The sequence below is a fragment of the Microbacterium sp. NPDC096154 genome, assembly GCF_040302945.1.
Classification (GTDB): Bacteria; Actinomycetota; Actinomycetes; order Actinomycetales; family Microbacteriaceae; genus Microbacterium.
The window spans coordinates 155,156-181,253 of the sequence record NZ_JBEOSM010000005.1 but is presented as its reverse complement, the minus strand read 5'-3'; the positions used below and the strand labels follow the sequence as shown (position 1 = coordinate 181,253).

Annotated in this window: 28 protein-coding genes and 1 pseudogene; 10 read left to right on the top strand and 19 right to left on the bottom strand. The window is 68.1% G+C overall.

Going from position 1 to position 26,098, the window contains the following annotated elements:
- Positions 1-21: 21 nt before the first annotated feature.
- Together ABTW64_RS09080 and ABTW64_RS09075 are read left to right on the top strand one after the other, a co-directional pair.
- Positions 22-312, top strand: coding sequence for a hypothetical protein (locus ABTW64_RS09080; RefSeq protein WP_350621494.1), 291 nt, complete (start codon positions 22-24; stop codon positions 310-312).
- The gene (locus ABTW64_RS09075; RefSeq protein ID WP_350621492.1) at positions 302-1,204 is read left to right on the top strand and encodes a site-specific integrase; all 903 of its coding nucleotides are present in this window, start codon (positions 302-304) and stop codon (positions 1,202-1,204) included. The genes ABTW64_RS09080 and ABTW64_RS09075 overlap by 11 nt, the downstream gene beginning before the upstream one ends.
- Here ABTW64_RS09075 and ABTW64_RS09070 read toward each other — a convergent pair.
- Positions 1,201-1,710: a hypothetical protein gene (locus tag ABTW64_RS09070; RefSeq protein ID WP_350621490.1), complete on the bottom strand. Its 510-nt coding sequence runs from the start codon at positions 1,708-1,710 to the stop codon at positions 1,201-1,203. The genes ABTW64_RS09075 and ABTW64_RS09070 overlap by 4 nt on opposite strands.
- Before the next feature lie 119 nt (positions 1,711-1,829).
- Between ABTW64_RS09070 and ABTW64_RS09065 the strand changes: the two genes are divergently transcribed.
- On the top strand, positions 1,830-2,714 hold the full coding sequence (locus tag ABTW64_RS09065) for a hypothetical protein (protein WP_350621488.1): 885 nt from the start codon (positions 1,830-1,832) through the stop codon (positions 2,712-2,714).
- On the top strand, positions 2,711-4,555 hold the full coding sequence (locus tag ABTW64_RS09060; protein ID WP_350621486.1) for a hypothetical protein: 1,845 nt from the start codon (positions 2,711-2,713) through the stop codon (positions 4,553-4,555). Before ABTW64_RS09065 ends, ABTW64_RS09060 begins: the two co-directional genes overlap by 4 nt.
- A 475-nt stretch (positions 4,556-5,030) precedes the next feature.
- Here ABTW64_RS09060 and ABTW64_RS09055 read toward each other — a convergent pair.
- The 13 genes and pseudogenes from ABTW64_RS09055 to ABTW64_RS08995 all read right to left on the bottom strand — a co-directional run.
- Positions 5,031-5,264, bottom strand: a pseudogene (locus tag ABTW64_RS09055) (MerR family transcriptional regulator); the annotation flags it as partial.
- Between the two features lie 405 nt (positions 5,265-5,669).
- On the bottom strand, positions 5,670-6,341 hold the full coding sequence (locus ABTW64_RS09050) for a copper resistance CopC family protein (RefSeq protein WP_350621484.1): 672 nt from the start codon (positions 6,339-6,341) through the stop codon (positions 5,670-5,672).
- A gap of 62 nt (positions 6,342-6,403) precedes the next feature.
- Positions 6,404-7,006: a hypothetical protein gene (locus tag ABTW64_RS09045; RefSeq protein ID WP_350621481.1), complete on the bottom strand. Its 603-nt coding sequence runs from the start codon at positions 7,004-7,006 to the stop codon at positions 6,404-6,406.
- A gap of 20 nt (positions 7,007-7,026) precedes the next feature.
- A complete protein-coding gene (locus ABTW64_RS09040; protein ID WP_350621479.1) occupies positions 7,027-8,859 on the bottom strand; it encodes a bifunctional copper resistance protein CopD/cytochrome c oxidase assembly protein in 1,833 nt (610 codons plus the stop codon).
- Positions 8,856-9,341: a DUF3515 family protein gene (locus ABTW64_RS09035; protein WP_350621477.1), complete on the bottom strand. Its 486-nt coding sequence runs from the start codon at positions 9,339-9,341 to the stop codon at positions 8,856-8,858. The genes ABTW64_RS09040 and ABTW64_RS09035 overlap by 4 nt, the downstream gene beginning before the upstream one ends.
- Positions 9,338-10,930 (bottom strand): apolipoprotein N-acyltransferase, encoded by a 1,593-nt coding sequence (gene lnt / locus ABTW64_RS09030; RefSeq protein ID WP_350621475.1) that lies wholly within the window; start codon positions 10,928-10,930, stop codon positions 9,338-9,340. The genes ABTW64_RS09035 and lnt overlap by 4 nt, the downstream gene beginning before the upstream one ends.
- The gene (locus ABTW64_RS09025; RefSeq protein ID WP_350621473.1) at positions 10,902-11,582 is read right to left on the bottom strand and encodes a DsbA family protein; all 681 of its coding nucleotides are present in this window, start codon (positions 11,580-11,582) and stop codon (positions 10,902-10,904) included. The genes lnt and ABTW64_RS09025 overlap by 29 nt, the downstream gene beginning before the upstream one ends.
- Positions 11,579-13,309 carry a cytochrome c biogenesis protein ResB gene (resB, locus tag ABTW64_RS09020; RefSeq protein WP_350621471.1) on the bottom strand — a complete coding sequence of 577 codons (1,731 nt, stop codon included), beginning with the start codon at positions 13,307-13,309 and terminating at the stop codon, positions 11,579-11,581. The genes ABTW64_RS09025 and resB overlap by 4 nt, the downstream gene beginning before the upstream one ends.
- On the bottom strand, positions 13,290-14,030 hold the full coding sequence (locus tag ABTW64_RS09015) for a cytochrome c biogenesis CcdA family protein (RefSeq protein WP_350621469.1): 741 nt from the start codon (positions 14,028-14,030) through the stop codon (positions 13,290-13,292). The genes resB and ABTW64_RS09015 overlap by 20 nt, the downstream gene beginning before the upstream one ends.
- A gap of 1 nt (position 14,031) precedes the next feature.
- A complete protein-coding gene (locus ABTW64_RS09010) occupies positions 14,032-14,646 on the bottom strand; it encodes a TlpA family protein disulfide reductase (protein ID WP_350621466.1) in 615 nt (204 codons plus the stop codon).
- Between the two features lie 143 nt (positions 14,647-14,789).
- Positions 14,790-15,230, bottom strand: coding sequence for a hypothetical protein (locus tag ABTW64_RS09005; protein ID WP_350621464.1), 441 nt, complete (start codon positions 15,228-15,230; stop codon positions 14,790-14,792).
- Positions 15,231-15,374: 144 nt separating this feature from the next.
- On the bottom strand, positions 15,375-15,896 hold the full coding sequence (locus ABTW64_RS09000) for a DUF305 domain-containing protein (RefSeq protein ID WP_350621462.1): 522 nt from the start codon (positions 15,894-15,896) through the stop codon (positions 15,375-15,377).
- Positions 15,893-16,297 carry a four-helix bundle copper-binding protein gene (locus tag ABTW64_RS08995; RefSeq protein ID WP_502892316.1) on the bottom strand — a complete coding sequence of 135 codons (405 nt, stop codon included), beginning with the start codon at positions 16,295-16,297 and terminating at the stop codon, positions 15,893-15,895. The genes ABTW64_RS09000 and ABTW64_RS08995 overlap by 4 nt, the downstream gene beginning before the upstream one ends.
- Positions 16,298-16,411: 114 nt before the next feature.
- On the opposite strand from ABTW64_RS08995, the gene ABTW64_RS08990 reads away from it, so the two are divergent.
- The 6 genes from ABTW64_RS08990 to ABTW64_RS08965 all read left to right on the top strand — a co-directional run bounded on the left by ABTW64_RS08990 (position 16,412) and on the right by ABTW64_RS08965 (position 21,480).
- Entirely contained in the window at positions 16,412-16,693 is a 282-nt protein-coding gene (locus tag ABTW64_RS08990; protein WP_067027616.1) for a metal-sensitive transcriptional regulator, read from the top strand.
- Between the two features lie 24 nt (positions 16,694-16,717).
- Complete coding sequence (locus tag ABTW64_RS08985; protein ID WP_350621459.1) at positions 16,718-17,044, top strand: heavy-metal-associated domain-containing protein; 327 nt, start codon at positions 16,718-16,720, stop codon at positions 17,042-17,044.
- 69 nt (positions 17,045-17,113) lie between these two features.
- Positions 17,114-19,336: a heavy metal translocating P-type ATPase gene (locus ABTW64_RS08980; RefSeq protein WP_502892315.1), complete on the top strand. Its 2,223-nt coding sequence runs from the start codon at positions 17,114-17,116 to the stop codon at positions 19,334-19,336.
- 43 nt (positions 19,337-19,379) lie between these two features.
- On the top strand, positions 19,380-19,835 hold the full coding sequence (locus tag ABTW64_RS08975) for a DUF6153 family protein (RefSeq protein WP_350621457.1): 456 nt from the start codon (positions 19,380-19,382) through the stop codon (positions 19,833-19,835).
- Positions 19,836-19,903: 68 nt separating this feature from the next.
- A complete protein-coding gene (locus ABTW64_RS08970; RefSeq protein WP_350621455.1) occupies positions 19,904-20,506 on the top strand; it encodes a DUF305 domain-containing protein in 603 nt (200 codons plus the stop codon).
- On the top strand, positions 20,503-21,480 hold the full coding sequence (locus ABTW64_RS08965) for a F510_1955 family glycosylhydrolase (RefSeq protein WP_350621453.1): 978 nt from the start codon (positions 20,503-20,505) through the stop codon (positions 21,478-21,480). Before ABTW64_RS08970 ends, ABTW64_RS08965 begins: the two co-directional genes overlap by 4 nt.
- A gap of 282 nt (positions 21,481-21,762) precedes the next feature.
- Here ABTW64_RS08965 and ABTW64_RS08960 read toward each other — a convergent pair whose 3' ends face one another.
- From ABTW64_RS08960 to ABTW64_RS08940, 5 genes are all read right to left on the bottom strand, one after another.
- Positions 21,763-23,667: a heavy metal translocating P-type ATPase gene (locus ABTW64_RS08960; protein ID WP_350621701.1), complete on the bottom strand. Its 1,905-nt coding sequence runs from the start codon at positions 23,665-23,667 to the stop codon at positions 21,763-21,765.
- A 182-nt stretch (positions 23,668-23,849) separates the two neighbouring features.
- Entirely contained in the window at positions 23,850-24,242 is a 393-nt protein-coding gene (gene cmtR / locus ABTW64_RS08955; protein ID WP_350621451.1) for a Cd(II)/Pb(II)-sensing metalloregulatory transcriptional regulator CmtR, read from the bottom strand.
- Between the two features lie 18 nt (positions 24,243-24,260).
- Positions 24,261-25,205, bottom strand: coding sequence for a cytochrome c oxidase assembly protein (locus ABTW64_RS08950; protein WP_350621449.1), 945 nt, complete (start codon positions 25,203-25,205; stop codon positions 24,261-24,263).
- Between the two features lie 5 nt (positions 25,206-25,210).
- On the bottom strand, positions 25,211-25,546 hold the full coding sequence (locus tag ABTW64_RS08945) for a DUF6804 family protein (RefSeq protein ID WP_350621447.1): 336 nt from the start codon (positions 25,544-25,546) through the stop codon (positions 25,211-25,213).
- A 3-nt stretch (positions 25,547-25,549) separates the two neighbouring features.
- Positions 25,550-26,080 (bottom strand): signal peptidase II, encoded by a 531-nt coding sequence (locus ABTW64_RS08940; RefSeq protein WP_350621445.1) that lies wholly within the window; start codon positions 26,078-26,080, stop codon positions 25,550-25,552.
- Positions 26,081-26,098 lie beyond the last annotated feature (18 nt).

Below are 26,098 nucleotides of genomic sequence, written 5' to 3'. Positions count from 1 at the left end.
TCCGTCCCTACCCTCCAGGGCATGGGCGAAGCTGAAGCTGCCGGATTCGAGCCGGTCGAGGTGACCATTCACGTCGAGGCGACCGTGGCGGTGTGGAGCGAGACGGCGCTGTTCTTCATGGCCGCCGCATCCAACATGGATCCGCGTATTTCCGGTGTCTCGCTGGACGAGCGGCTCGAGGACATGTCGGACAGCAGGTGGACGCCGCTGCTGGAGCTGATCGCCGCCGAACGGCTCGTGGAAGCCCTGCCAGGCGTGGAGTTCAAGGGCTCCACGTGCTGGGTCGACGCGCCTGCCTGGGATGAAGACTGACAGCTCCCGCGCCAGCGGCGCGGACTCGGCTGATTACGTGCCGAGGCTGGATCCGGCGGTGTGGGCCGACATCGAATCGTTCGTCGTGGCCAGCGTGGATGCCGTCGAGCCGCTTGTGGCGTACTCCCGCGAGACCTTGCTGACGGCGCTTGCTCACCACGTGGGGTGGGTCAGGATGCATCTCGGGCCGACGCTGGATGCCTCGCACGTGTACTCGCGGATCATGATCGGCGCGTCGGTGGCGGCGATGAAGCCGGCGACGGCGTCGACCATGGGCAGGCGCCGCTCGATCCTGCTGCGCGTGAGCGAGGCGCTCGGGATCGTCGATCGGCCCTCAACGCTGCCGCAGCTCGCCGCGTCCAGTGGAACGACGCCGTACTCGGAGGTCGAGCGCGCACGTCTTCGCACATGGGCGCATCTGCAGGGGAAGGCGGAGACCCGGGCGTCGTTGCGGGCGCTGCTGGCTCTCGGGTTCGGTGCGGGCTTGCTCACCCGAGAGCTGTGCGAGGTGCGGGCGTGCGATGTCGCCGTGGAAGGCTGTGCGGTCCGCGTGCTGGGGGAGCGAGCCCGCATCGTCCCCGTCGCCGCCGTGTGGCGGAAGGAGCTCGCGGAGCTAGCAGCGGGCGCCCCCGACGCGGAGGACAGCCTATTCCGCCGAGGCGTGGCGTACACAAAGAACACGGTCGTTGATCTCGTACGCCGAGCCCAGGGCGGTTCCACGGTGACGACGCAGCGCATGCGCGCCTCGTGGATCGTCGACCGGCTGGTCGAGGGCACGCCCATGCAGGAACTCGTGACAGCTGCGGGAGTGCGCTCCTTGGACGCGTTCGTCCGCTACGAGCAGTATCTGCCCCGCCCGGCGGAGATCCGTTTTGAGCAGGCCCGCGCCTAGCCAGCCCGCCCGGACGAGCCCGACGTCGGTGTCCGTCCGGGACGCTGGATGCTCGACCGCGTGGCCTCGTTGCGTTGATCGATCTGGCTGGTCGTGTGCGCCAGCTGCCCGGTCAGATATCGCTTCACGAACTCCAGCCCCAGCAGACTGTCGCCCGGGGACACGGCGCCGAGAGCCTGGGACACCCCGATCCAACTGGCTTCGCTCGCTTCGAGGAGCAGGAACATGTCATCCAGCGACATCCGCGCGTGCCCGGTCAGGGCGCGAGACAGGCGTTCTCGCCGCCACCCGATCCGATCGGCCAGCTCAGACTTCGCCGTGCCGGCAACCTTCAGCCGTTCCTGCACAGCGCGGGACACCTCCCACTGGAGCTGAGCAGCCCGCCATCTCGCACGCATCCGTCGGTCGGCGACCACATCGTCCAAACCGATCCGAGGCAACGACCCCTTGCCAAACAGCGCAGGGTCGGGGAACAGCTCTCGGGGCGCATCGCGTGACTCACGCATGTGCTCAGTTTCACCTGGATTGCGCGAAGACCGCACGGACATCCACCAGTTTGCCCCTGTTCGTGTCGCCCCGTATCAATTCCGTGGGCACCCGAAGACATCCCGCGCATGTGCGGGCCATGAGTCACGAGATCAACTCCTTCCGCCCCGTCGCCACGCCCGAGTGGGACGCCGTCGCGGACTTCGTCAAGTCCCATGTCCACCGATATGCGGGCGAACGCAAGCCGGCCGCCGTGCGTCAGGCGATGAGCGTCCTCGCCGCCTACGCCGCGTGGATCCATCGCACACACGCCGCATCCCTCACCGAGCAGGCTTTCGCCCCGCAGCTGATCGACTACTACGCCTTCACCGTGCGGACGAAGAGCACCGTGCAGAGCACCGCTGCTCGCGAACGCAAGCTGCTGCGCACGATCGCAGGCCTTCACACGGGTGTGGAGCAGGGTAGAGCGACCACCTCAGCGCAGCCGGTGGCGCCCTACTCGTCGGCCGAGATCGCTCGATTCCGCACGTGGGCGGACCTTCAGCCGACCCGCTACCGCGCCGGATGCATCGCGATCGTGGCGCTCGGCGCCGCCTGCGGTCTGACCCGCGCGGAGATGAGCGAAGCACGCGGTGAGGACATCATCGACGACGCTGACGGGCTGCCCAGCATGCGCGTGCGCGTCGGACGTCTCCGCGTCGTGCCGGCAATGCTCGGCTGGGAGGCGGACTTCGCACTCCTGGCCGCGGCGGGCGACAAGCGGCTCCTGCCCGTCGCCTACGACCAGGTCTACGCACACTACGACGACGTGCAGGGACAGGAGCGTCCCAGCCCGCAGCGGTTGCGTGCGACGTGGATGGTCAACCAGCTCAACGCGCGCGTCCAGGTCCCGGTGCTCCTCGCGGCCGCCGGCCTCACATCCGCAGATTCGTTGCGGAGGTTCCTGCCATTCGTGGAGCCGCCGGCAGCAGCTGAACAGCTCCGGATGCTGCGGGGCGCGGGCGCGAAGCAGGTGCAGGCATGAGCGCCGACGCGCTGTTCGAGTGGACGCCCGCCGACGCGAGTCCCCGCGAGAAGGTGGACCGCCAGGATTACCGCCGCGAGAACGTCTCTGACGCACGTCTGGATCGCGCGATCCGCCTCGTCGCCCGTGCCGGCCTGCGCAACATCTTCGACGAGTGGATCGCCGACTACCGCAACACCGTCCTCAAGAGCGCGCCAGGGGGCCGCCCCGCTGCGCTCCATGCCGCCACCGTGTTCACCCTGTTCCTCGTCCTCGCAATGGAGGGACGGCCGTTGCACCTGAACCAGGTCGCCAGCATCATCTACTCCGGACTCAGCGAACCGCAGCAGCAAAAGCTCGGCCTCCGAGTGGCGCGTCGCGTGTCCGCGGACCAGTGGTACGACCGCACTCGACGGGCATGGGAAGGACTGCGTGCAGCGATCGACCCCTTCCCGCAAACCGGAGGCCACCGCCCCACCGTGGCTGAGCGTGCCGCGGCCGAGGCAGTCCGGGATGCGGACCCGCACACGCCCGTCCGTGCGGAGCGGCTTCACCAGCTCGCCAACATGATCATCGAAGCCACGCTCCACGAACTGCCCGCACAGTACCGCCCGGGCAGCTACACGGCCGTGTACGACGCGACGCCGGTGCCCGTATTCGGACGAGGGGTCGCACGAGAACGCAAGGAAAAGCTCCGCCCACACGAGAAGCTCTCAAGCGAGCCCGACGCAGGCTTCTACGCCCGGACCACGGAGAGCCACGCCGACGACCCCAGCCTCCCGCTGTCGAAGGTGAAGTACGCGTACGAGCTAGACCTGCTGGTCGGTATCCACCCTGATCCCGACAAGACAGCGGAAACGCCCGTTCTGGCGCTCGGTGTCGCACAACACCGTCCCGGAGCGGACACCGGCCCTTGGGCGCGCAAGGTGCTCGAGAACGTGCTCAGTCGCGGACACATCATCGAGGAGTACGTCGCTGACCGGCTCTACCTCCCGGGGGCGACGGTCGAGAACCTGCAGGGATACCTGTTCGACAAAGGGATCCGTGTGGTCATGGATTACAAGTCAGACCAGTTCGGGGTCCAGGCGCAGCACAAGGGCATGATCCAAGTCGATGGTCGCTGGTACTCGCCTTCGCTTCCCGAAGAGCTCCGCAACCTCGGTAAGGACTGGTACAAGGCGAAACGCGCCTGGGAAGCGGCGATCAAGCGAGGACAGGTCCTGCCGAAGCCCGACTTCACGGAGCGTTTCGAGGTGCGAGCCATGTACGAGTTCCGGCCTAAAGAGAAGACAGACGCGAAGGGCAACACGCCGATGATGTGTCCCGCCGTCGGTCCCGGCGCCACCCTCACGTGCCCGCTCAAGGCGTTCATGCCCGCCAACGTGAACCTGTTTCCCGTGCTTTCGCCGCCTGAACACCCCGGACCGGCATGCACCAACAAGTCAAGCATCAGCGTCCCCCGCGACGCCGACAACGGCAAATGGCTCAAGTACCGGCAGGACTACGCCTACGGAACCGCCGAATGGCAGAAGCACTACAACCGCCGCAACGTCGTAGAGTCCTTCAATCAGCACCTCAAGAGCGGGGCGCACATCGGCCTCGACATCCCAGCCCGCCGGCGGATGCAAGGCGCCGCATCGAAGTTCCTGCTCACGACCTTCGCAGTCGCCGCAGGCAACCTGATCAAGATCGACAACTTCCTAGCCGAGCGTGAGACGCAGAGCCTCGACGCGCTCCTGACCGGCACCGACGCCATCCCGCGTCGCAGTGCCAGTCGCAAATCCAACCGGCGGGAACAGCTCGAGCACCGCCGTCGCGGCGTCGAGGGAATGATGCAGAGGGCCAGCAAGCAGTCGAGCTAGACAGCCGGCGAGAGGGGTAGTCGCACCGTGCCTGCCCCCCTCGCTATGCCGACAGAGGACGAGTGGCCCGTCGCATACACCGTCGTGCAACGCGGGGAAGTGGGAACCAGCGTCCCGCTCCACACGCCCAAAATCGTCCTGAGAGCCGGCTTCTCTGGACGCCCACCCTCCAGCCCTGCCGCGCGAAGAACGGCCATGAGCAGCGTGCTAGCGGGCTGCTAACGGCGTGACCGTCGAGAAGCAGCCCGCTGCGGCGTGGACCACGCGCGCCCTCACGCGGATCAAGCCGTGGACTACAAGCGGTGGACCGCCAGTGAAGTTCTCCTAGCTGGCAGCCGACACGGGACGCCTGCGTGCCACTGTCATCTGGTGAGCATGCCGCGGAGTTGGTGTCCTAACTCGGCCAGAGCGGGACCCCGCTGGTCGTCCGCCTCCATCTGCGACACTGCGTGGACGACGCGGTCGATGACGGCTCCTAGCCCGACAACCAACCATGACGACTCGGCGTTGAGGGAAGGCATCGACAAGACGGCTGCCGCGATGGCTGAGCAGCGAGCACTTCTCGCTCACATCCGACAGCCGTTTCCGGCTCGAGGGTCTTCACCATCCGACGGATCTGCTGCGACGAGAGGCCCATGTCAAGGAGATCCTTCATGACACGCAAGCCGGCGATGTCCTTCGCCGCGTACATGCGAGGCACCGTGCCGTCCCGAGTCGTCGGCCGGCGGGTCGGCTAGATCAGTTCGGTGTGCGGCCACTACTCACGCCGGCGATAGGTGATACCCGCGACCCTCGCTCCGACTGCGCCCCTGTACACCCCCTTGAACGCCTGAGGTCGTCAGAAGCGATAGCGCACAGGCTCGGGGTAGCTGGTCCTCGGACTCGACGGCAGCATCCCGGCGCGCTTCAAAGACGCTCGCGGGTATTCATCGCGCCGTTCCACTGGTCAGCGGATGTCCGAGTTCAGCCGTCAGCTCCTTCGATGGGCAGATCATCTGCGTCGAGCGTGGTGCTTTAGACCGACGGGTTCGAACTGAAGCAATGTCGACGGAGGCTTGGTCCGGCGTGAGACCGCGTCTAGGTGGACTCCGCCGCGGTCTCACGCCGACGAGGGCTAGTGCTTTCGGCGTGCGCGAGCCCGAACCGCCCAGACAGCTATTGCCCCGAGAGCTGCGACGAGGAAGACGCCCCCAGCGACGGCGAGGACGACCGCGCCCTCACCGGCAGCGTCGGGGGCTGGCGTGGCCGCGTCGCTCGCGGTGGGCTCGGGATCCGGCGTCGCCGCCTCATCGTCGGCCGTGGCCGTCGGATCCGGTGTCGGCTCGGCGCCCGGCTGAACGCGCGTCTCCTCGTTGCGGCAGGCGGGCTGGTCCCAGCCGAGCGCGGGCTCCGCGTCAGCCGGGGGCGCGTATTGGAAGTCGTACGACTCTGAGATGGGGTGTCCGTCGCTGGAGACCGCGTTCCAGACGATCGTGTACGTGCCGGCTTCGCCGAGCGCGACCGGGGTGGTGAGAATGTTGAGGTCGATGGTCGAGCAGGATGTCTCGTAGTAGAGACCGTCAGGCCCCTGAACCTGCGCATAGCTGGTCTGCTCGAAGTCGATCAGCTCGCCGCTGAAAGTGAGCGTGACCGCGTCGAGGGCCGTGACGGTCTCTCCCGCGGCAGGGCTCGAGTCGAGCAGATTGTCGTGAGCTGCAGCGGGCGAGGACGCCAGCAGAGTGGCCGCTGCTGCGGCCACGAGGGCGAGCCACGCGCGCCGGATAGTACGTGTGAATGTCTGTGACATGGTTCTGGATCTTTCTGTGGGCGCACGGGAGCATCCTCCCGGCGCGGGATGAGAGGGGGAGGTCACGCCCGGACGGGCGGACCTCGCCTCCTTGCTCCTCCGAGAGTTTCCAGGTGCCGCGCCAGATCCGGGGTGTGGAAGCGTGTGCGCAGTCGCTGCACGCGCGCCGCTTCGAGGAACATGGCGAACCGCCGTGCACGGCGCCCCGTGACGATACCCAGCAGCATGAGCAGCAGCCGTTCGCCGAATGCGAGCACCAGGGTGGTCACAACGGCAGCTACAACATGAGAGAACCCCATCCGCGTATCCATGTGAGCCGACGCGCTCAGCGGCGCGTCCGGCATCGTCATGGCCGCCCCATGCATTACGTGTCCGGCCGGTGTGGGAACCTGACTGGTGACGGTATCCCACCCTGTGGAGAGCATGAGGTGGAACAGCGCCTGACTTGCGGTCACGGCTGCCGCCAATCGCGGCAGCGACAGGCGCCGCCCGACTAGCACGGTCGCGATCGGCACGGCGAACGCGACCGCCGCCGAGATACTCATCAGCGGGGCGGCATGGCCTTGTGCGGCACCATGAAAGGTCGCCGCCAGCAGCGTCGAGACTACCGCGGCCGCGAGACCGCGGACCACGCGCGCGCTCCGGTGCTGGCGGGGGACGCTCACCCCTGGAGTGTACGCAGGTGTCACACCCGTCCTCTCGGATGGAGGATCACGGCGGCGGCGAGGATCGGGATCGCCCCGAGTGCGGCGATCGCGCCCGCCAAACGTTGGTCGCCCATCGGCTCAAGACCCCAGACGCGTCCCATGGCGCCGAACCAGTCGGCGATCATGAGCCCCGGCTGCAGGAGCACCCAGGCGCCGAGTGTGAGCGGTGTCAGGATGGCGAGTCCGGCGACCACGCTCCGCATCGCCCGCGGCAGCGTCGACGAGCGCAGCGACCGAATCAGGAGCACTCCGCTCGCGAGCGTCAGCACCACGCGCAGCTCGTGCGCGAGCGGGTCGGCCAGCGCCCAGCGCAGCGCTCCGGTGGCCGAGGTGCCCCACAGGATCAGGACGAACAGACCGACGCCTGCGAGCGGATGACCGAGCATGCGCGCGACGGTCGATCGTGTGAACGCATGAATCCACTCGCGGCAACCGCGACTGTCGTCGGTGCGAACCAGGATCGTGTCGTCCGCGAGACGCAAGGGGGCACCGAGGACGAGCAGCAGAGGGACGACGGTTGCAAGCAACAGGCGGCCGAGCATGTCGATGCTGTGGAGGTAGTCGGCGTACGCGGCGATCGGCCCGCCTGTCACCCACATGAGCAGCAGCAGGCCGCCCAGCCACGTCCCTGTGCGCCAGGAGGCCCAGTCCTCACCGCGCCCGCGCAGCCGCCGGACTCCGGCAACATAGAAGAACGCCGCGAAGCCGGCGACGACGGCCCAGAGGAGGTCGAGGTCCCAGGTCGTGAGCCAGCGGCTCAGGGTCAGCTCGGGCGGGAGGGGCGCTTCGGTGAGGATCTCGGCCGCGGTGGTCAGTGCTGGTGTCGTGGCATCGGCGGGAGAGGGCGTGCGCGCCAGTGCGGCGGCGGCACCGCTGGCCAACCCCATGACAGCGAACTCGATCAGAACGAACACCCAGAACACGCCGCTGCCGGTCGCGCTTCTGGCGATGAACCGCCGCCGATGTGCCGCCCCGATGGCGCCGAGCAGCACCAGTGCCCCGACCTTTATCGCGAGTACGGCCCCGTAGGCGCTAAGCAGGTCACGCCACCCACTGAGCGAGGTCATGGTGCGGGCGATGCCGGACACGGTCACGACGATGAACGCGACGAGCGCCAGCGTCGAATACCGTTCCACGAGCACCCGCACGCGGTGCTCGCGGAGGATTGGGCGCAGAAATACCAATGTGAGAAGCCCGCCGAGCCACACGGATGCACCGACGACGTGCAGTACGAGAGCCATCACCGCGGCGTCGTGGTTGGCGAGGCTGCCGGAGTGCCCCTGAGTGGCCATCGGCACCAGTGTCGCAACCGAAAGGACGCCGGTCAGCAAGGTCGCCGCCCAACCCCGCACCGCGAACGCGAGCATGGTGATCGTTGCCGCGGCGGTCGTGGTGATCAGCCAGACCCGTCCGAGTTCGGTTTCGGTGAGGAACCGGCCCAGCTGCTGACCGAACTCCGCCTCGATTGAGAACTGCGGATTGAACGACGACAGGAACGTCAGAAACCCGGTGATTCCGCTCGCCACGGTCAGCACGGCCGCGCCGATCGATGCCGTATCCAGCGCCGTGTCGAACTCGCGTTCGCCGGCCCGCAACCCGAACAGCGCGAGCACGAGAGCGCCGACCATCGCCGCGGCAGCGAGGTTGACGAGCAGCTTCGCCGCCGGCAGCCCCCACCTTACGAGCGCACCCGGGTCGCTGGTCAGGCGCGGTGAGGCACCCCCGCCGATGACCAGGGCGACGACGACTGCGAGCATTGCTGCCAGGAGCAGGATCGCCGGTCCTGCAAGACGCAGGCTCTGGGGCTTCACGGAGCGTCCTCCCCTTGTGGTGTGTCGCTGTCCGGAGCGGTGCACGCTCCCGTCGTGGGAAGTTGGTGGACGGCTCCGGCGAGGGCACCGAGCACCTGGTCGGCTGAGATGACGGTGGTGTCGACGTACGCCTGCGCGGCGGGCTGGCGGCCGTAAGTGGTCAGTCGCAGGTTCGGCGTGTCGGTCTCGTCGACGATCCAGTCGACGCCGCCGATGGTGACGCACTGAAGAGTGGTCGGCGCGGGAGGTTCGAGTCCGCAGCTGAACACCACCGCGGTCGGGTCGCCCCATGCGGCGGTCGCCTGTGCATCGGTCCAGCGACGCGGCAAGTCGTCGATGGTGTCCGGTACGCGCACCGACACGTCGGCGCAGCGTGGGTCGTTCGCACTTGCCGCGGGCTGCACCGTGACAGTGGCGGCGCAACCGGCCAAGGCGACCGACAGCGTGAACGCCGGGCCGAGGGTACTGAGTCGTCGGATCATGAGGCTCTCCATTCGCGGTCGCGGCGGGCAAGCACCGCCGGAAGGCGGGGAGTCAGCTGGAGCAGGAGCAGCGTTGCGACGCTGCCCGCGGCGGCGACGCCGGTGATCCAGGGGCCGAGCAGCACGCCGGCGGTGACCCCCGTGTGCAGCGGCACGGTCGTGATGCGCGCCGCAGCCTCGGCGGCCGGGACCTCATCGATAACGCGCCCGTCGGCCCCGATGACCTGGCTGGTACCGGTCGTGGAGACGTTGACGACGGTCCGTCCGGTCTCGATCGCGCGCATCCGCGCGATGGCGAGCTGCTGGAGGTTCTCATCGGTGCCGCGAAAGTCGGCGTTGTTCGTCTGGAACACGTACGCCTGTGCACCGCCCAACGCCCCGGCGCGGATGACGTCGTCATAGATGACGTCGAAGCAGATCGCGAGTCCGAGCGTGCGGTCGTCGAGGGCCACGACGGGTGAGTTGTTTCCCGGCGCGTACTCGCGCTGGATCAGCCCGATCAGATCGGGGGCGATCGTCTCGTAGAGCCAACGGTCGGGCACGTACTCGCCGAACGGCACGGGGTTCGCCTTGTCGTGCAGCTGCGGTGCCTTCTTCCCGGTCCACAGCAGTGAGGTGTTGTAGGTGCTGCCGTCGCGGTCCGTGGCGGCGTTCACGAGCAGGGGCGCGCCGGCGCGGCGCACCGTCTCATCGAGGATCGCTGCCGTAGCCGGGGTGTTCAGCGGGTCGCTGTCGACGGATCCCTCCGGCCAGACCAGCAGATCCATCGGCGCACCGAGTAGCGGCTCAGTGGCGGCCAGCTGCGCGCGGAGGATATCGCCGGCTGCGCGGTCGTCGAAGTATGCCGAGGGGCCGTTCGCCTGCACCCATCCGATCCGCAAGCTGCCGGACGGCGTCGTCGGGAACGGTGGCACCAGCACGAGCGCTGCGAGCGCGCCGGCGAGGGAGGCGCTCGTCCAGACCGAACGGAACGCCCCGTCACGTGCCGCTTCGATCACGGCCGCGCACAGTCCGACGATCAGCAGGGACAATCCGCCGATGCCCACCCAAGACGCCAGGTCAGCGAGTGGCCCGCTTGCCTGGCTCAGTCCGATTCGCGCCCACGGGAACCCCGTGTACGGCCAGGATCCCATGGCGATCTCTCGCAGGGTCCACGCGCCGCCGACGAGAAGCGCCGTGAGCGCCCACCGACTGCGACGTGGAAACCGGTGCGCCCACCGGTACGCCAGCGCGATGGGCACCGACCCCGCCGCGAACAGCGCCGCCTGCAGCCCGGACAGCGCGACCCACGGCAGCGGCCCCAGGAACTCCGCCACCCACACCAGATGCGGCGGGAAGAAAGCCGCACCGAACACGAGGCCGATCCCGAGGGCGCCGCGCGCGCTGCGGCCGATCAGCGGCACGAGCGCCAGGGCAATGGCGATGAAGGCCGCCGGCCACCAGCCGACCGACGGGTACGCAAGGTCGAGCATCACCCCGCCGAGCAACGCGGCAGGCAACGCGAAGCGGAGCGGCAGCAGCGGTCCAGCCGCGGGCGCCCGCTCGGCGGGATGCGCTGTCTCAGTCGGCGATGGCGCGGTCGAGGGCATCGGTGAGGTTGGTAAGGGAGTTGAGCTCGAGCTTCTCGCCGTCGAGGAAGAACGTCGGTGTACCGGTCACACCCATCTCCTGCCCTGCCAGGAAGTCCTCCTCCACGCGCTCCTGGGTGGCGGGATCCGCGACCGCTCCGTCGTACGCGTCCATGTCGAGACCCAGCTCCTCGGCATACCCGCGAAACCGGTCGGCTTCCGAGCTGGAGCCCTCGCCCCACTCGATCTGCGTCTCGAACATCCGGGCGTACATCTCCTCGAACCGGCCCTGCTGAGACGCTGCTTCGACGGCGATCGCGGCGTTCATCGAATTGAAGTGGCTCGGGATCGGGAAGTACCGCACGACGTAGTTGATCTCTCCGGCGTACTGTTCACGGATCTCTTCGATATACGGGTAGAAGGCGCCGCACGCCTCGCACTCGAAGTCGAGGAACTCCACCAGCGTGGGCGCGTCCGGACCGGCGTCGTCGAGTATGTGGGAGTTGCTGCGAGTGCCGGGTAGCGCACCGTCGTCGGGTGTGACGGGCGCGGGACGGGTGACGTTCACGTAGACGATCGCGGCGAGCACCAGGGCGATGACGACGGCGGTGGCGATGAGCGTCGCTTTCACCGGGGTCGACAGCCTCTTGTCGGCTGGGGTGGGCGTGGTCATGGGTTCTCCTTCGATGGGGACGGGGAGTTGGGGTCGTCGGTGACGGCGGGGAGGTGGTCGTCGCGGAGTCGGGCCACGGCCTGGGCGAGCTGGGGGTCCTCGCCCCGCGCGAGCCCGGCGTACTCCAGCCGCAGCCGCGGCGCACCTTCGCCGTCGCCCGGCTGCAACGTGGCCTTCACCCAAAGACGCCGCCGGGGTACGAGGAGGGCGGTGATGAGACCGGCGGTTGCCAGGGAGGCGAACACGAGCACCCAGCCGGCGCCGCCGTCTCGCTGGATCTGCAGCGAGACGAAGCGCTTGACCGAGGAGAGGGGATCGTCTGTTCCGGACACGTCCTCGAAGGTGATCGTTCCCCAGCCGTTGGGCAGGTCGGCGGTCTGCCCGGACGTGAGCTCGATGGATTCCAGGCCGGAGTCGCCGCCGGTGACCTGCGTCATCCCGGAGGTGTCCAGCGTGTACACGGAGCGGGGCGTGCCGTCGTCGATGCCGAGACTGCCAGAGAACACGTTGAAGGTGACGACGGGGTTGACCAGGTCCGGGTACACGGACGTGTATGCGCCGGTCGGAAGCGTTCCCTGGGTCGGGTAGAAGAACCCGACCAGGCCGATCTGCTCGGGCAGCCCGTCGGGGACCTTGATGATGCCGAGGGAGGTCATCATGCCGTCCTGGGGCAGAAACGGCTGGGGCTCGCTGTAGATGACCTCGCCCGCCGCATTGCGGATCGTGATCGTCGGTGCGTACCCGTTGCCGAGCAGGTAGATGCGGTCGCCGCCGACGTCGATCGGATCGTTCACTCGCACCACGTCCCTGCGACCTTCCGGGTCACCCGGAGCGCGGATCGTCAGGCGTGCGGCGAAGTTCCCGGCCTGTCCGGCACCGGGCGCGCCCGGCAGCTCATAGGTGACATCGAACCGGTCGAGCGTCAGCGAGTACGGTTCGAGCGCGGTGTCGTCGACGAAACGACCGGGTGTGAACGAGGAGTAGTCGCTGAGGCTGTTGACGAACGTGGAGTCCTCGACGATGACCCGCTGTCCGGTGTAAGCGAAGCCACCGGTGACGAGCACAGTGACGAGCACGCCGACGAGGGAGGCGTGGAAGACGAGATTGCCCGTCTCGCGGAGGTAGCCGCGTTCGGCCGACACCGACCAGGTGCCGGCCGCGTCATAGCGCTCAGTGCGGTACCCCTGACGGCGCAGCAGTCGTTCGGCGACCGCGATCGCGGCCGGCGCCTCGACGTCGGCAACCAACCCTCGGGGCACGTGAACGTCCTCGATCAGGTGGTCCTCGAGACGTCCCAGGCGCGCCGGAGTGCGCGGTGGTCGCGAGCCCAGCGCCTTCGCGTGGTGCCGGATTCGGGGGATGATGCAGCCGACGAGCGAGACGAACAGCAGCAAGTACACCGACGAGAACCACACCGACCCGTACAGGTCGAACAGCTGGAGTGCATCGAGCACGGGTGCGAGGTCGGGGTTATCGCGGAAGTACTGCGTCACGCCATTCGGATTGGCCATCCGCTGCGGGAAGATCGACCCCGGTACCGCAATCAGTGCGAGCAGGAGCAGCAGCACCAGCGCCGTGCGCATGCTGGTCAGCTGCCGCCAGGCCCACCGCAGCCAGCCGGTCGCGCCGAGGGTCGGGTTTGTGATCCGGTCGTCGTCACTCCGGTCGATGTGATCGGCCGGGCGCATCGGGTCGGCTGAGACGGTGTCAGAACGGGAGGGTGACATTCACCATCACCCCCTGCAGCACGGACATGAGTCGACCCCAGGCGCCCGTGACCATCAGCACACCTAGCAGCACCAAGACGACGCCGCCGGCGATGTTGAACGCCCGGATGTGGCGGCGCATGAACGCGACGGAACGGGTTGCCCAGCCGAGGCCGAGCGCAAGCAGCAGAAAAGGCAGGCCCAGGCCGAGCGAGTACGCCAGGCCGAGGAGCCCCGCCCGCCACGGGTCGCCGATGTTCCATGAGACCGACATGATCGCCGCAAGCGTGGGACCAATGCACGGTGTCCAGCCGATTCCGAGCGCGATGCCCAGCAGAGGCGCTCCGACAAGACCGAGGTCGCGCCCGAGACGGACCCGGACTGTGCGCTGAGCGGTGCGGAAGACGCCGATGAAGACCAGCCCCATCGCGATCACGAGCACACCGAGTACCCGGGTGAGCAGGTTCGAGTGCTGCAGGAAGAACATCCCGAACACGCCACCGAGGATCGTGACGGCTATGAATACAACGGTGAACCCGCCGATGAAGAGCCCCACTCCGATGAGCAGCCGGCGCCTCGCGGTCGACTCACCGTCCTCGAGTGATCCGACAGCGGATCCGAGATACCCGAAGTAGCCGGGCACCAGCGGCAGGACACATGGCGAGGCGAATGAGATGAGCCCGGCGAGCGTCGCTATCAGGACTGCCAGCCACAGCGATCCGTCGACGATGACCGCACCCATCTCAATGCACCTCGGCGAGCACGTCGTCGATGAGCGTCGACAGGATCGATGCCGACTGCAGTTGCCCGATGATGCGCGCGGCGACCCGGCCCTGCCGATCCATCACGAGCGTCGTCGGGGTCGCCTGGATAGGAGTCGCCGCGGCGAACGCCAGTTTCACCTGGCCATCGTTCGCGTCGATCACGCTCGGATACGTGACCTCGTTGTCTGCGGCGAACGCGCGGGCGGACGCGGGCTGGTCGTAGATGTTGATGCCGAGGAACCCGACATCCTGTTGCTGGTACTTCTGCCAGACCTCCTCGAGCATGGGAGCTTCGACGATGCACGGTCCGCACGCTGCGTACCAGAAGTTGACGACGTACACGCGGCCGGCGAAGTCATCGCTGGAGGCGGGCTCGTCGTACTCCGTGACGCCGTCGAACACGACCGGGTCACCGCGCTCGGCGACCGGGATCTGCTCGACGCGGAAGTCACCGGATTCGTAGGTCTGCACGCCGGAGTCGTATCCGGCTGCCACGCTGTCCTGCGGTGTGCAGCCGACGAGCGCGACCAGTAGCGCTGCGGCAGCGAGCAGGCTTACGGCCGTGCGAGGGCTCGGCCGGGGATGGGATGTCATGGGTCTCCTCGTGATCGGCAGTCCGACGCACGCCGGAGCGCGCTCAGCGCGCGGGCACGACGGTTGCGTGCGCCACGTCAGCCGATGGACGCCTCACGGCATGCGGGCGACGTCCCCGGCGGGCGACGTCGCAATGACCGCGATCAGGTCCGGGAGATCCCCAGCAGAGCAGGCGTCAGTACCGGCGTGAAGGTGGGAACCGGACGAGGGACGGAGAACAGCAGCACGCCGATCGGAGCCCTCGCGAGCAGGCGCGGGCGGTGCCTGAGTGACCGGGCGGCGGCGATCGCGAGCAGAACACCGCAGAGCGCGCCGAGCAGGCACAGTGCCGTTTCCTCCGCGCCCGCTTCCGCGGGAGCGAGCGCCACGACGACGTCGGCGTCGGACACGGCAGTGTCCGACGGGGCTCTGTCCCCGCCAATGCTCACGGTCGCCGTGGCGGCGGAGCGTTCAATGCTGTCGTGTGCGGATGACGTCCACAGACCCAGTAGCAGCAGGGCAACCGCCCCAAGGACGAGCACGATCCATGCGACGGCACCTCGTCGGCTCCCCGTGGGGGGACCGTCGACGGCGGTGAGGCTCATGTCCTCAGCATAAACTTCGCTGCTGACAGGTTCCGGCGCCCGCATCACGCCGACGTCGCTGCCCCGTCTCTGTGAGAATCTCACGTCCCTGTCAGAAGACATGCCCTGACGGCTCGCTGCCGAGGCGCATGAAGCTGCTCGGGGCTACTGATTGAGCCGCTCGAGGATGTCCTTCATCTGGGTGATCTCCTCCTGCTGGGATTGGACGATCTGGTCGCAGAGGGTGACGATCTCGGGATCGGTGATGTCGGACTGCTCGCAGACGAGGATCGCGCGGGAGTGGTGCGGGATCATCGACCGCAGGAACTGGTCATCCCCGACGAAGGCTTCCGCCCGGCCCATGAGGAACGCCACCACGAACAGTGCGGCGAAGCCCACGAGCAGTCCGATGTTGAGCGGCTTGTGGGGGAACATCTTCCACATCACTGCGATCATGATGATCCCCATCGGAAACACCATCATCAGCGCCATGTACAGGTTGCTGATGTTGGGCAGGAAGTCCGCGAAGACGTTGATCATCGCGAAAGTGAGCAGGTACATCACGATGAAGCTGAGAACGAGAGAGATGGCGAGCTTGCCGTAGCTCGCCATCCCCCCGTGCTGCATCCCGCCCTGCTTCGAGTGCTGCATGCCCTCGTGCTCGGAGTGGTGCTCGGCCTGGCTCACAGTGCCCCCAGCAGCTCCGCGCACGCCTGCTCGCAACGGCGGCAGGCCTCGGCGCACACCCGGCAGTGCTCGTGCATCTCGGCGTGCAACTCGCACTCGGCCGCGCACGACGCGCATGCGGCGCGGCATGCTTCGAGCTGGGCGCGCAGGACGTCGGTGTTCGAGCCGGTCTGACGGGACAGCACCGCGGCGGTCGTCGCGCAGACGTCGGCGCAATCGAGGTTCTTGCGGATGCACGCGGTCAGCTCAGCCACCATCTCTTCGCTGAGACAGGCATCTGCGCATGCAGTGCACGCCTGGGCGCACTCCACGCACGCCTCGATACAGCGCACCAGAGCCGCGGTGTCAGTGCCGGCGCCCGCCCGGGGGTGAGTGGTCAGCATCTGCTCTGCAACAGTCATCTCGTCCTCCTTCTCCTCGATCGGGGCGCTTCCCCGACCCTCGGCACGGTAGGGCCTTGGCACAGATTCACGCACCGGGGTTGCATACCCCCCAGGGGTATGTATCATTGGCGCGTGCACGGGTACGCGGACAACAAGGAAGCGCTGCTGAAGAGGCTGCGCCGCGCCGAGGGACAGGTCGCGGGGATCGCGCGGATGGTCGAGAACGACGACTACTGCATCGACATCCTCACGCAGGTATCCGCGGCGACGAAGGCCCTGGAAGCGGTGGCGTTGTCGCTGCTCGGCGACCACCTCAGCCATTGCGTGGCCGAGGCGACCGCGCAGGGCGGACCGGTCGCCGAGGAGAAGATCCGCGAAGCCAACGCCGCCATCGCGCGCCTGGTGCGCTCCTGACCCCATCGCCGAAAGGACATCACCATGACGATCGAACGAGTCGAGCTGGGCCTCAAGGACGCCGGCGCCGGATGCGCCTGCTGTGCCGCGCCCAGCACCTCGACCACGCAGCAGCAGCCCGTGCACGCGGGAGTGTCGACCACGCTGCTGGTGGAGGGGATGACATGCGGGCACTGCGTTGCCAGCGTCACCGAAGAGCTGTCCGCAGTTCCCGGCGTGGGCGACGTGTCGGTCGCGCTCGCTGCCAGCGGAACTTCGACCGTCACCGTCCGAAGCTCCGCCCCCGTCGACGCCGATGCGCTGCGCGCCGCCGTCGCTGAGGCCGGCTACACCGTCAGCGACATCGCCTGACACCGCCAAGCACCCACCACTCCTGCCCTCCCGGCCGTCCCGCGACGGCAACTCGCAGAGGAGGCTCCGATGAGCCAGCACGACCACACCATGCACGGGCACACCCGCCACGACCACGCCACCGAGCACACGGATCCCGAGGCAACCGCCGAGGGCATGCGCGAAGCCGTCGCGACCGAACCCGCAGCGCACGGGCACCACGACCACGCGGAGCACGACCACGCCCGCCACGATCACGGTGCGCACACCGGCCACGACGCACACGCTGGCCACGACGGGCACTCCGGCCACGGCGGGCATGCCGGTCACGGTGATCACGTGGGGCAGTTCCGGCGCCTGTTCTGGATCATGCTCGTCCTCGCCGTTCCGGTCGTGGCGTTCTCGAGCATGTTCGCGATGCTGCTCGGGTACGCGCTGCCGGATGCCGCGTGGGTGAACTGGATCTCACCCGTGCTCGGCACCGTGATGTACGTGTGGGGCGGTGCGCCCTTCCTCACCGGGTCGGTCAGCGAGCTGCGCACCCACAAGCCCGGGATGATGCTGCTGATCGGTCTGGCCATCACGGTCGCATTCCTGGCTTCGTGGGGCGCGAGCCTTGGCGTGCTGCACCACGAGCTCGACTTCTGGTGGGAGCTGGCGCTGCTGATCGTCATCATGCTGCTGGGCCACTGGATCGAGATGCGCTCCCTGGCCCAGACCACCTCCGCGCTGGACTCCCTCGCCGCCCTCCTCCCGGACGAGGCCGAGCGCGTCGAGGGAGACACCACCGTGACCGTGCCACCCGCCGACCTGCGTGTCGGGGACGTCGTCGTAGTCCGTCCGGGCGGCCGCGTACCCGCAGACGGGCGGGTCGTGCAGGGGTCGGCGAGCATGGACGAGGCGATGATCACCGGTGAATCCCGCCCGGTGCGTCGCTCCGAGGGCGACCAGGTTGTCGCCGGCACCGTCGCGACCGACTCGGGTCTGCGGGTGGAGATCACCGCAATCGGCGAGAACACCACCCTCGCCGGCATCCAGCGGCTCGTCGCCGAAGCGCAGAACTCCACGTCGCGGGCGCAGCGGATCGCCGACCGCGCCGCGGCGCTGCTGTTCTGGTTCGCCCTGATCGCCGGCGTCATCACCGCCTTGGCGTGGACGGTGCTCGGTCTGCCGGATCAGGCCGTGGTGCGCACCATCACCGTGCTGGTGATCGCTTGCCCGCACGCGCTGGGTCTGGCCATTCCGCTGGTGGTGTCGATCGCGACCGAGCGGGCCGCGCGCGGCGGGGTGCTCATCAAGGACCGCCTCGCGCTGGAGAGCATGCGCACCATCGACACGGTCCTGTTCGACAAGACCGGCACCCTCACCAAGGGCGCCCCCGCGGTCACGGCGATCCACCCCACCGGCGGGATCGAGCCGGATCGGCTACTGGCCCTCGCGGCAGCCGCGGAAGCTGACTCCGAGCACCCGCTGGCGCGGGCGATCGTGAGTGGCGCGGCTGAAAAGCAATTGGCCGTACCGGGCTCCTCCGGGTTCGAGTCGTCGCCCGCCGTCGGTGTGCGCGCGATGGTCGACGGCCACGTGGTGCAGGTCGGAGGCCCCTACCTGCTCGAGCAGGAGGGATCGGCGGAGTTGCCTGTCGCGGACAAGTGGCGCCGCGAGGGGGCGATCATCCTGCACGTTCTGATCGACGGTCAGGTCGCCGGGGCACTGCGCTTGGCCGATGAGATCCGCAGCGAGTCCCGGGAGGCGATCGAGGCGCTGCATGCGCGCGGCGTGCAGGTGGTGATGATCACCGGCGATGCGGAAGCGGTCGCCGCCTCTGTGGCCGAGGAGCTCGGCATCGACCGGTTCTTCGCCGGTGTGCGTCCCGAGGACAAGGCCTCGAAGGTCAGGCAGCTGCAGGAGGAGGGCCGGAAGGTCGTGATGGTCGGCGACGGCGTCAACGACGCTCCCGCCCTCGCTCAGGCGGACGTGGGGGTCGCGATCGGTGCGGGCACCGACGTTGCGGTCGCCTCTGCGGGTGTCATCCTCGCCAGCGACGACCCGCGGTCGGTGCTGGCGGTGATGGAGCTGTCGCGGGCCAGCTACCGGAAGATGAAGCAGAACCTGTGGTGGGCTGCCGGGTACAACCTGATCGCCGTGCCGCTCGCCGCAGGTGTGCTCGCCCCGTTGGGGTTCGTGCTGCCGATGTCGGTCGGTGCGATCCTGATGTCGCTGTCGACGATCGTCGTCGCGCTGAACGCGCAGTTGCTGCGGCGACTCGACATGCGCCCCGAGGTCACCGCTGCAGCTGTCTTGCGCGGTGCCTGACAGGCGGGTTTCGTAGAGTGTGAGCGGGAAGGGAGATGCGCTGATGAGCGTGATGACGTTGCGCCGGGCGATGCGTCCGAGTGCCACGCTGGCGCGCACCTTCCTGTTCACCGCCGCGGCAGTCATGGGCGTGCTGATCGGACTGATCGGGATGCACGTGCTGAGCAGCGGTAGCGCCCACCACGCTCCCGTGGTGATGAACGAGAGCGCGCACCATGGCGGTGAGGCCGCCATGGTCGACGTCGCGAGCGTTGAGGCGGCCACGACCGATCCTTCCGCGGTGGAATCCTGCGCAGCCGACTGCGGGGGCGGCATGGACGCGATGGCGTTCATGGCGTGCGTACTCGCCCTGCTTGCTGTCAGCATCATCCTCGCCATCCGGCCCGGCCGGCTCGTCACCATTGCGCGCGCTCAGTCGCCGCCACAGGCCACCGCGACGCTCACGGAGGCGCCGCCGGTTCCTCCCGATCTGAACGTCCTCTCCATCAGTCGCACCTGAGGGTCACCTGCATCGCAGATCCCGCGCTTCGGCGCGCCCCTCAAACCACGACTTAGGAGACAGATCTCATGAAGATCCGCACGATTGCATTCCAGGCGGGCATCCTCGCCACCGCGCTCGTCCTGGCTGGTTGCAGCGACACCGGTGGGTCCGACATGGAAGGCATGGACCACGGCAACGGCAGCTCGCCCAGCGCCTCCGCTGAGGCCGGCGACGCGGTGTTCAACGACGCCGACGTGACGTTCGCGATGGAGATGGTCATGCACCACGAGCAGGCCATCGAGATGTCCGACACCCTGCTGGCCAAGGACGGCGTTCACCCGGACGTCGTCGCCCTGGCCGAGCGCATCAAGGCCGCCCAGGGCCCGGAGATCGAGACCATGAACCAGTGGCTCGAAGACTGGGGCCAGGACACCGACATAGGTGGGATGGACCACGGCGGCGGCATGATGTCCGAAGAGGACATGGCCGCCCTCGAGGAAGCCGACGGCGAAACCGCATCGAGCATGTTCCTGGAGCAGATGATCATGCACCACCAGGGCGCGATCAACATGGCCCAGACCCAGATCGACAACGGTAAGAACCCCGACGCCGTCTCGCTCGCGCAGAAGATCGTCGAGGACCAGACCGCCGAGATCACCGAGATGCAGGAGCTGCTCGCCCAGCTGTGAGCACCCGCCACGCCGGTGGCCACCCCGTCCGGGTGGTCACCGGCTCCGCCCTGCCCGAACCATCCCGGAGATCTCCCATGCCCCTTCACGCCATTCCGCGCCGCCTCGTCACCGCTTTCGTCGTACTCGGTGCTGCTGCGCCCGTGCTGACCGCTTGCGCATTGATTCGTCCCGCCGACCCCGAACACGACACCCAGGTCGCCCTGGAGCACATACATGGACTTGCATCCGACCCGGAGACGAGAGGGCTGCTCATCGCCAGCCACGGCGGCGTATACCAACTCGATGCCCTCACTCCCACAGCAGAGTTGACCGGCCCGCTCGCCGGCAACGACTTCGACGCCATGGGGTTCACCGCCATCGACGGAGCGCTATACGCCTCCGGCCACCCGGGGGAGAACAGCCCTGACCATTTCGGTGCCCAGAACCTCGGTCTCATCCGTTCGGATGACAACGCCCGCACCTGGACGAACATTGCCTTCACAGGCGAGGCTGACTTCCACGACCTCGCCATCAGCGCATCCGACCAAGACCGCATCTACGCCAACAACTACGGCATCGTCTACCGCTCCGACGACGGCGGCCGCACCTGGAACGACGGGGTCGGTGTCGACGCACACGACATCCTCGCTGACCCCAACGACGCCGACATCGTCTACGCCACCACCCCAGAGGGCCTCTATGTCAGCCACGACGCCGGCGAGACGTTCGAACTCGACCAGAACGCCCCGCGGATGATGCTCATCGCCGCCAACACCTACGGACTCCTCATCGGCACAAGCTTCGACGGGGCCCTCGTCTACCAGCTCCCCAGCGGCGAATGGGCGACGGGCGGGGAGTACGCCGGAACGGCACAAGCCCTCACCATCACGCCCGCCGGCGAGGTCGCCCTCGTGGACAACCGAGGCATCGTCCTCACGAGCGACTTCGGAGCGACGTGGACTCCGATCTATCGCCCGGAGCCGCACACGTGAAACGGGTGCGCCTGACATCGCTGGCGGCGCACGGCAAGCTTGGCGACTCACCAGTCTGGCGCTTCTCGCGAGAAGACGGGTCGGCCAGTGGTCGCGGCGTCGCTGTATGAGGCACTGGAGGGAGGTCGTCGTCCGCTCACCACCAGCTGGCGGGCAGAACTGTTGAGCAGGAGGCCGATCACCAATGCTGCGGCGAGTACCGACGAATCTCACGAGACAGATCGAGATCGGTTTGGTTGCCGGCTCCCAAGCACACGCTGCGCTTAGCCCATCCCTCTTCCGTCAACTCGCGTGAGAACCGACAGTGGCGGCCGCGGCCGGCAGGGACACCGGTTCGGTGATGGGTGCCGGTCGCGGGCGCCGGGCGGCGCGAACGCCGTTGAGGATGACGACGACCTCGGCGATCTCGTGTACCAGCACGACACCCGCCAACCCGAGCACGCCGAACAGGGCGAGCGGGAACAGCACGGCAATGATCGCCAACGCCAGGCCGATGTTCCACGTCATGATCCGCCGACCGCGCCGGGCGTGCGCGAACGCGACGGGCAGCAGTCGCAAGTCGTGTCCGGTGAAGGCGACATCGGCGGACTCGATAGCGGCCGCGGACCCGGTGACCCCCATGGCGATCCCGACGGTGGCGGTCGCGAGGGCAGGTGCGTCGTTGATGCCGTCGCCGACCATCGCCGTGGGGCGCTCCTTCATGAGCTGATCGATCACCGCGGCCTTGTCGGCCGGCAGCTGCTCGGCCCGCACGTCAGCGATGCCGGCCTGTGCTGCCAGCGCCTGAGCGGTGCGGGCGTTGTCACCGGTCAGCATGACGACGTCGATGTCCTGCTCCCGCAACATCCGGACGGTCTCGGCGGCTTCGGGCCGCAGCTCGTCGCGTACCCCGATCAGTCCCGCGGTTTGCCCGTTGAGTTCGACGACGACCACCGTCATGCCCGTCGCAGCCATCTCCTCGGCGGCTTCGCCGAGCGCGCGCGAGTCCAGCCACCGGGTGCTGCCGACACGCACCGCCACGCCGTCGACGCGTCCGGTGAGGCCGTGTCCGGCCTCTTCCATCACCTCGGCGGCGAGGGGAGCACCGGGAGCGGCGGCGAGGATCGCGGCCGCTAGCGGGTGCGTGCTGGTCGCCTCCACGGCCGACGCCGCACTCAGCAGTTCGTCCCGAGTGACACCGGGCACCGTGCGCACGTCTACGACTGAGGGCTCGTTGCGGGTCAGGGTTCCCGTCTTGTCGAGCGCGACACGACCGACCGTGCCGAGGCGCTCGAACGCCTCACCCGACTTGATGACGACTCCGAACTTCGACGCGGACCCGATCGCACTGATCACCGTCACGGGCACCGCGATCGCCAGCGCGCAAGGCGACGCAGCGACGAGGACGACGAGCGCCCGTTCGACCCACGTCCACGGGTCCCCGATCACAACGCCGAACAGCGCCACCAGCCCGGCGATGATCAGCACTGCCGGAACCAGCGGACGTGCGATGCGATCCGCAAGGCGGGCACGCTCGCCCTTGCGTGCGTGGGCCTGCTCGACGAGTGCGACGATCTGAGTCAGCGAGTTGTCGCGTCCGTCAGCAGTGGCCTCGATCCGCAGCGTCCCGGCACCATTCACCGCACCGGCCGGCACCACGTCACCCGGGCCGACCTCGACGGGGATCGACTCGCCGGTTACCGCGGAGGTGTCCACACCGGAACGCCCCTCCACGACGATGCCGTCGGTGGCAACCCGCTCCCCGGCGCCGATCACGAGGATATCCAGCTCGCGAATCTCCGCTGCGGGGATGGTGACCTCTCCGGCGAGCCGGGAGACTCGTGTGGTCGCCGGGACGAGCGCCAGCAAGGCCCGCAGGCCCTCCTTCGCTCGATCCATCGCGCGGTCTTCGAGGGCCTCGGCGAGGGAGAACAGGAACGCCAGGGCCGCGGCCTCGCCGACGTGCCCGAGCAGCACCGCCCCGACCGCGGCGATGGTCATCAGCAGCCCGACGCCGAGGCGTCCGCGCAGAAGCCGACGGATCGCGCCGGGAGCGAAGGTGTACGCGCCCGCCAGCAGCGCGATCGCATGGAGGGCGACCGCTGCGAGGGGAAGTCCTGACCACTCGAAGGCATACCCACCGAGCAGGAACACTCCGGCGATCGCCGAGGGCAGCAGCGCGCGATCGCGCCACCACACCGGGCGCATCTCAACGTGGTCCTTTCCGGGGTCAGGAGCATCGGGGCCGCAGCACGCATCGCCGTCAGCCTCTGCAGCTCTTGTCGCTGCGGGCGTGCAGCAGGCGTCATCAGCGGCATGCGCGGCGCTCAACTGCACCCGCCGCACGCTTGCGGCCGGACGCGACTCATCTGGGCCGCAGCACTCGGCGCTCATCGCGCGACCGCCGACGGTGCGCCACTCGAAGCCGTACCGGTACCGGTGCCGCAGCACAGCGGCACGTCGCAATCACTGTCGACGCATGGCACACCGTCGTCCACCGCCAACACCGTCTTCACCAGCTCTCCGATCGCACGCGTCAGGTGTGGGTCGGCAATCTCGTAGCGCGTCTGGCGTCCCTCCGGAGTGGCAACCACCAGACCGCATCCACGCAGGCAGGACAAGTGGTTTGAGACGTTCGTACGCGTCAGCTCGAGATCGCGGGCGAGCTGCGCCGGATAACCCGGCGCCTCCAGCAGCGACAGCAGGATGCGCGATCGCGTGGTGTCTGCCATGGCGCGCCCCAGCCGGTTCATCACGTCAAGCCGCGAGGCAATAGTCAGCATGCAATGACTATACAGCCTTCACTGACGAGTCCTGGATCGCTGTTCGAGACGTGCCAGGTAGTCGTTGTAGCGGTTGAGGTCGTCATCGCCGTGCACGTCGGCGTAGCGGTCATGAGCACGCGCGCGGGCTGAGTCCTCACGGAACCAGCGGTGCATGACGTACAGCACCATGATCAGCGTGGGCGCTTCGCCGTATGACCAGGCCAGCGCGCCGGCGACCTGCTGGTCCTCGAGGGGGTCGAGACCCAGTGCGAGCGTGCTCTCAGCGAAAGTGCTGATCATCAGCGTGGTGCTCATCATGATGAACACACCGAAGAACGCGTGGAGGGCGGCCTCGACGAACAGGTCGATGGCGCGGGCGCCGTAGCTCATCCGCACCGGCAGCGGGTCCTCGGCGAGGACCGGGATCGTGAACAGCATTCCAACGACGAAGAACCCGATCTCAAGCGCCTGATGGCCCCATGGCAGCCGAAGCAGCGGGTCGGCGAGGTTGCCGAGGTAGAGCCCGTAGTACGCCAGCAGGTACAACGGCACCGCGAGGGCTGGGCTCAGCATCCAGCGGGCAGCGCGGCTGCGCAGCGCCCCGTGCGCGACACGCAGCACCCTACGCCCGAGGCCGCGATGCGGCGTGGCGCGCAGCAGCAGTGTGCCGGGCGAGCCGAGCACGAGCAGCGGCGGGATTGCCATCATCAGGGTGAGCTGCTGGAACATGAACACGGAGAATTGCACGTAACCGTAGCTCTCCACGCCCAGCCCCATCGTCACGACCAGGGCGAGGCAGCCGGCAAGGAAGCAGATCGTGCGAGCTACCGACCACCGGCGTCGCAGCCACCACAGGCGGATTGCCCCGGCCAGGTAGGCGACCGCGAGCAGCAGACCCAGTGCAGCGAGCGGCGATGGCGGATACGGGCCGGGCGCGAAGTACTCCAGCAGGCCCGGGGGTGGCAGCGACACGTCGTCCACGGCGCTCAGGGGCGCTCGATCTTGATGAGCGCTCCAGCGACGAGGAAGACCACGGCCGCGACGGGCTGCGCCGCCATCCACACCGGCCCCTCGAACGGCATCGGCCACGCCGGGTTCCACAGCACACAGATCGCGGCGAACACCGGGATCCACCACCACTGGCGCGCCTGAATCGCAAACCATCCGATGATGATCGCGAAGATCGACACGACGTACAGGACGAGCATCGCCCACTCGCCTGCCAGCAGGAGCGGCGCGAGGAACAGCACCGGCGCGGCGAGGAGGCTCGGCGCGAGCGCATTGCGCTGGTAAGTGGACGGGGTCCGCTTGGTCTTGCTCATGAGTTATCCGTTCTTCGCTGCGCCGACTGTGGCCGCGGTGTCCGAGGGGGCCGTGGTGAGGAATGCCCGCGTGCGCGGGAGGTCGATGGCGAGGATGATCGCCCCGATCGCGAGGGCAACGTCCGCGAGATTGCCGATGAACAGCTCTCCGTACGCGAGGAAATCAATGACATGACCCTCACCGAACGCGGGCGGAGCGAAGAGCCGGTCGACCAGGTTCCCGAAGGCGCCTCCGAGGATGAACCCCAGTGCGAGCGAACGCATCGTGGTCGCCGAACGGACCAGAGCAACGCACAGGCCTGCAGTGAGAACCGACGTCAGGATCGTGATCAGCCAGGTCTGATCCGCACCGAACGACAGTGCGATCCCCGGGTTGAACGCCAGCTGCAAGCCGAGCAGGTCGCCCAGCAGCGGGATCCGGTCGCGCCCGCCCAGCGAGGACACAGCGATCGCCTTGGTCACCTGATCGATCGTCAGCACCGCGGCGGCGACCGTGCACCCGATGGCGAACCGTACCGCACGGTCAGTTCTCATCGGAACTCCGAACAGCGC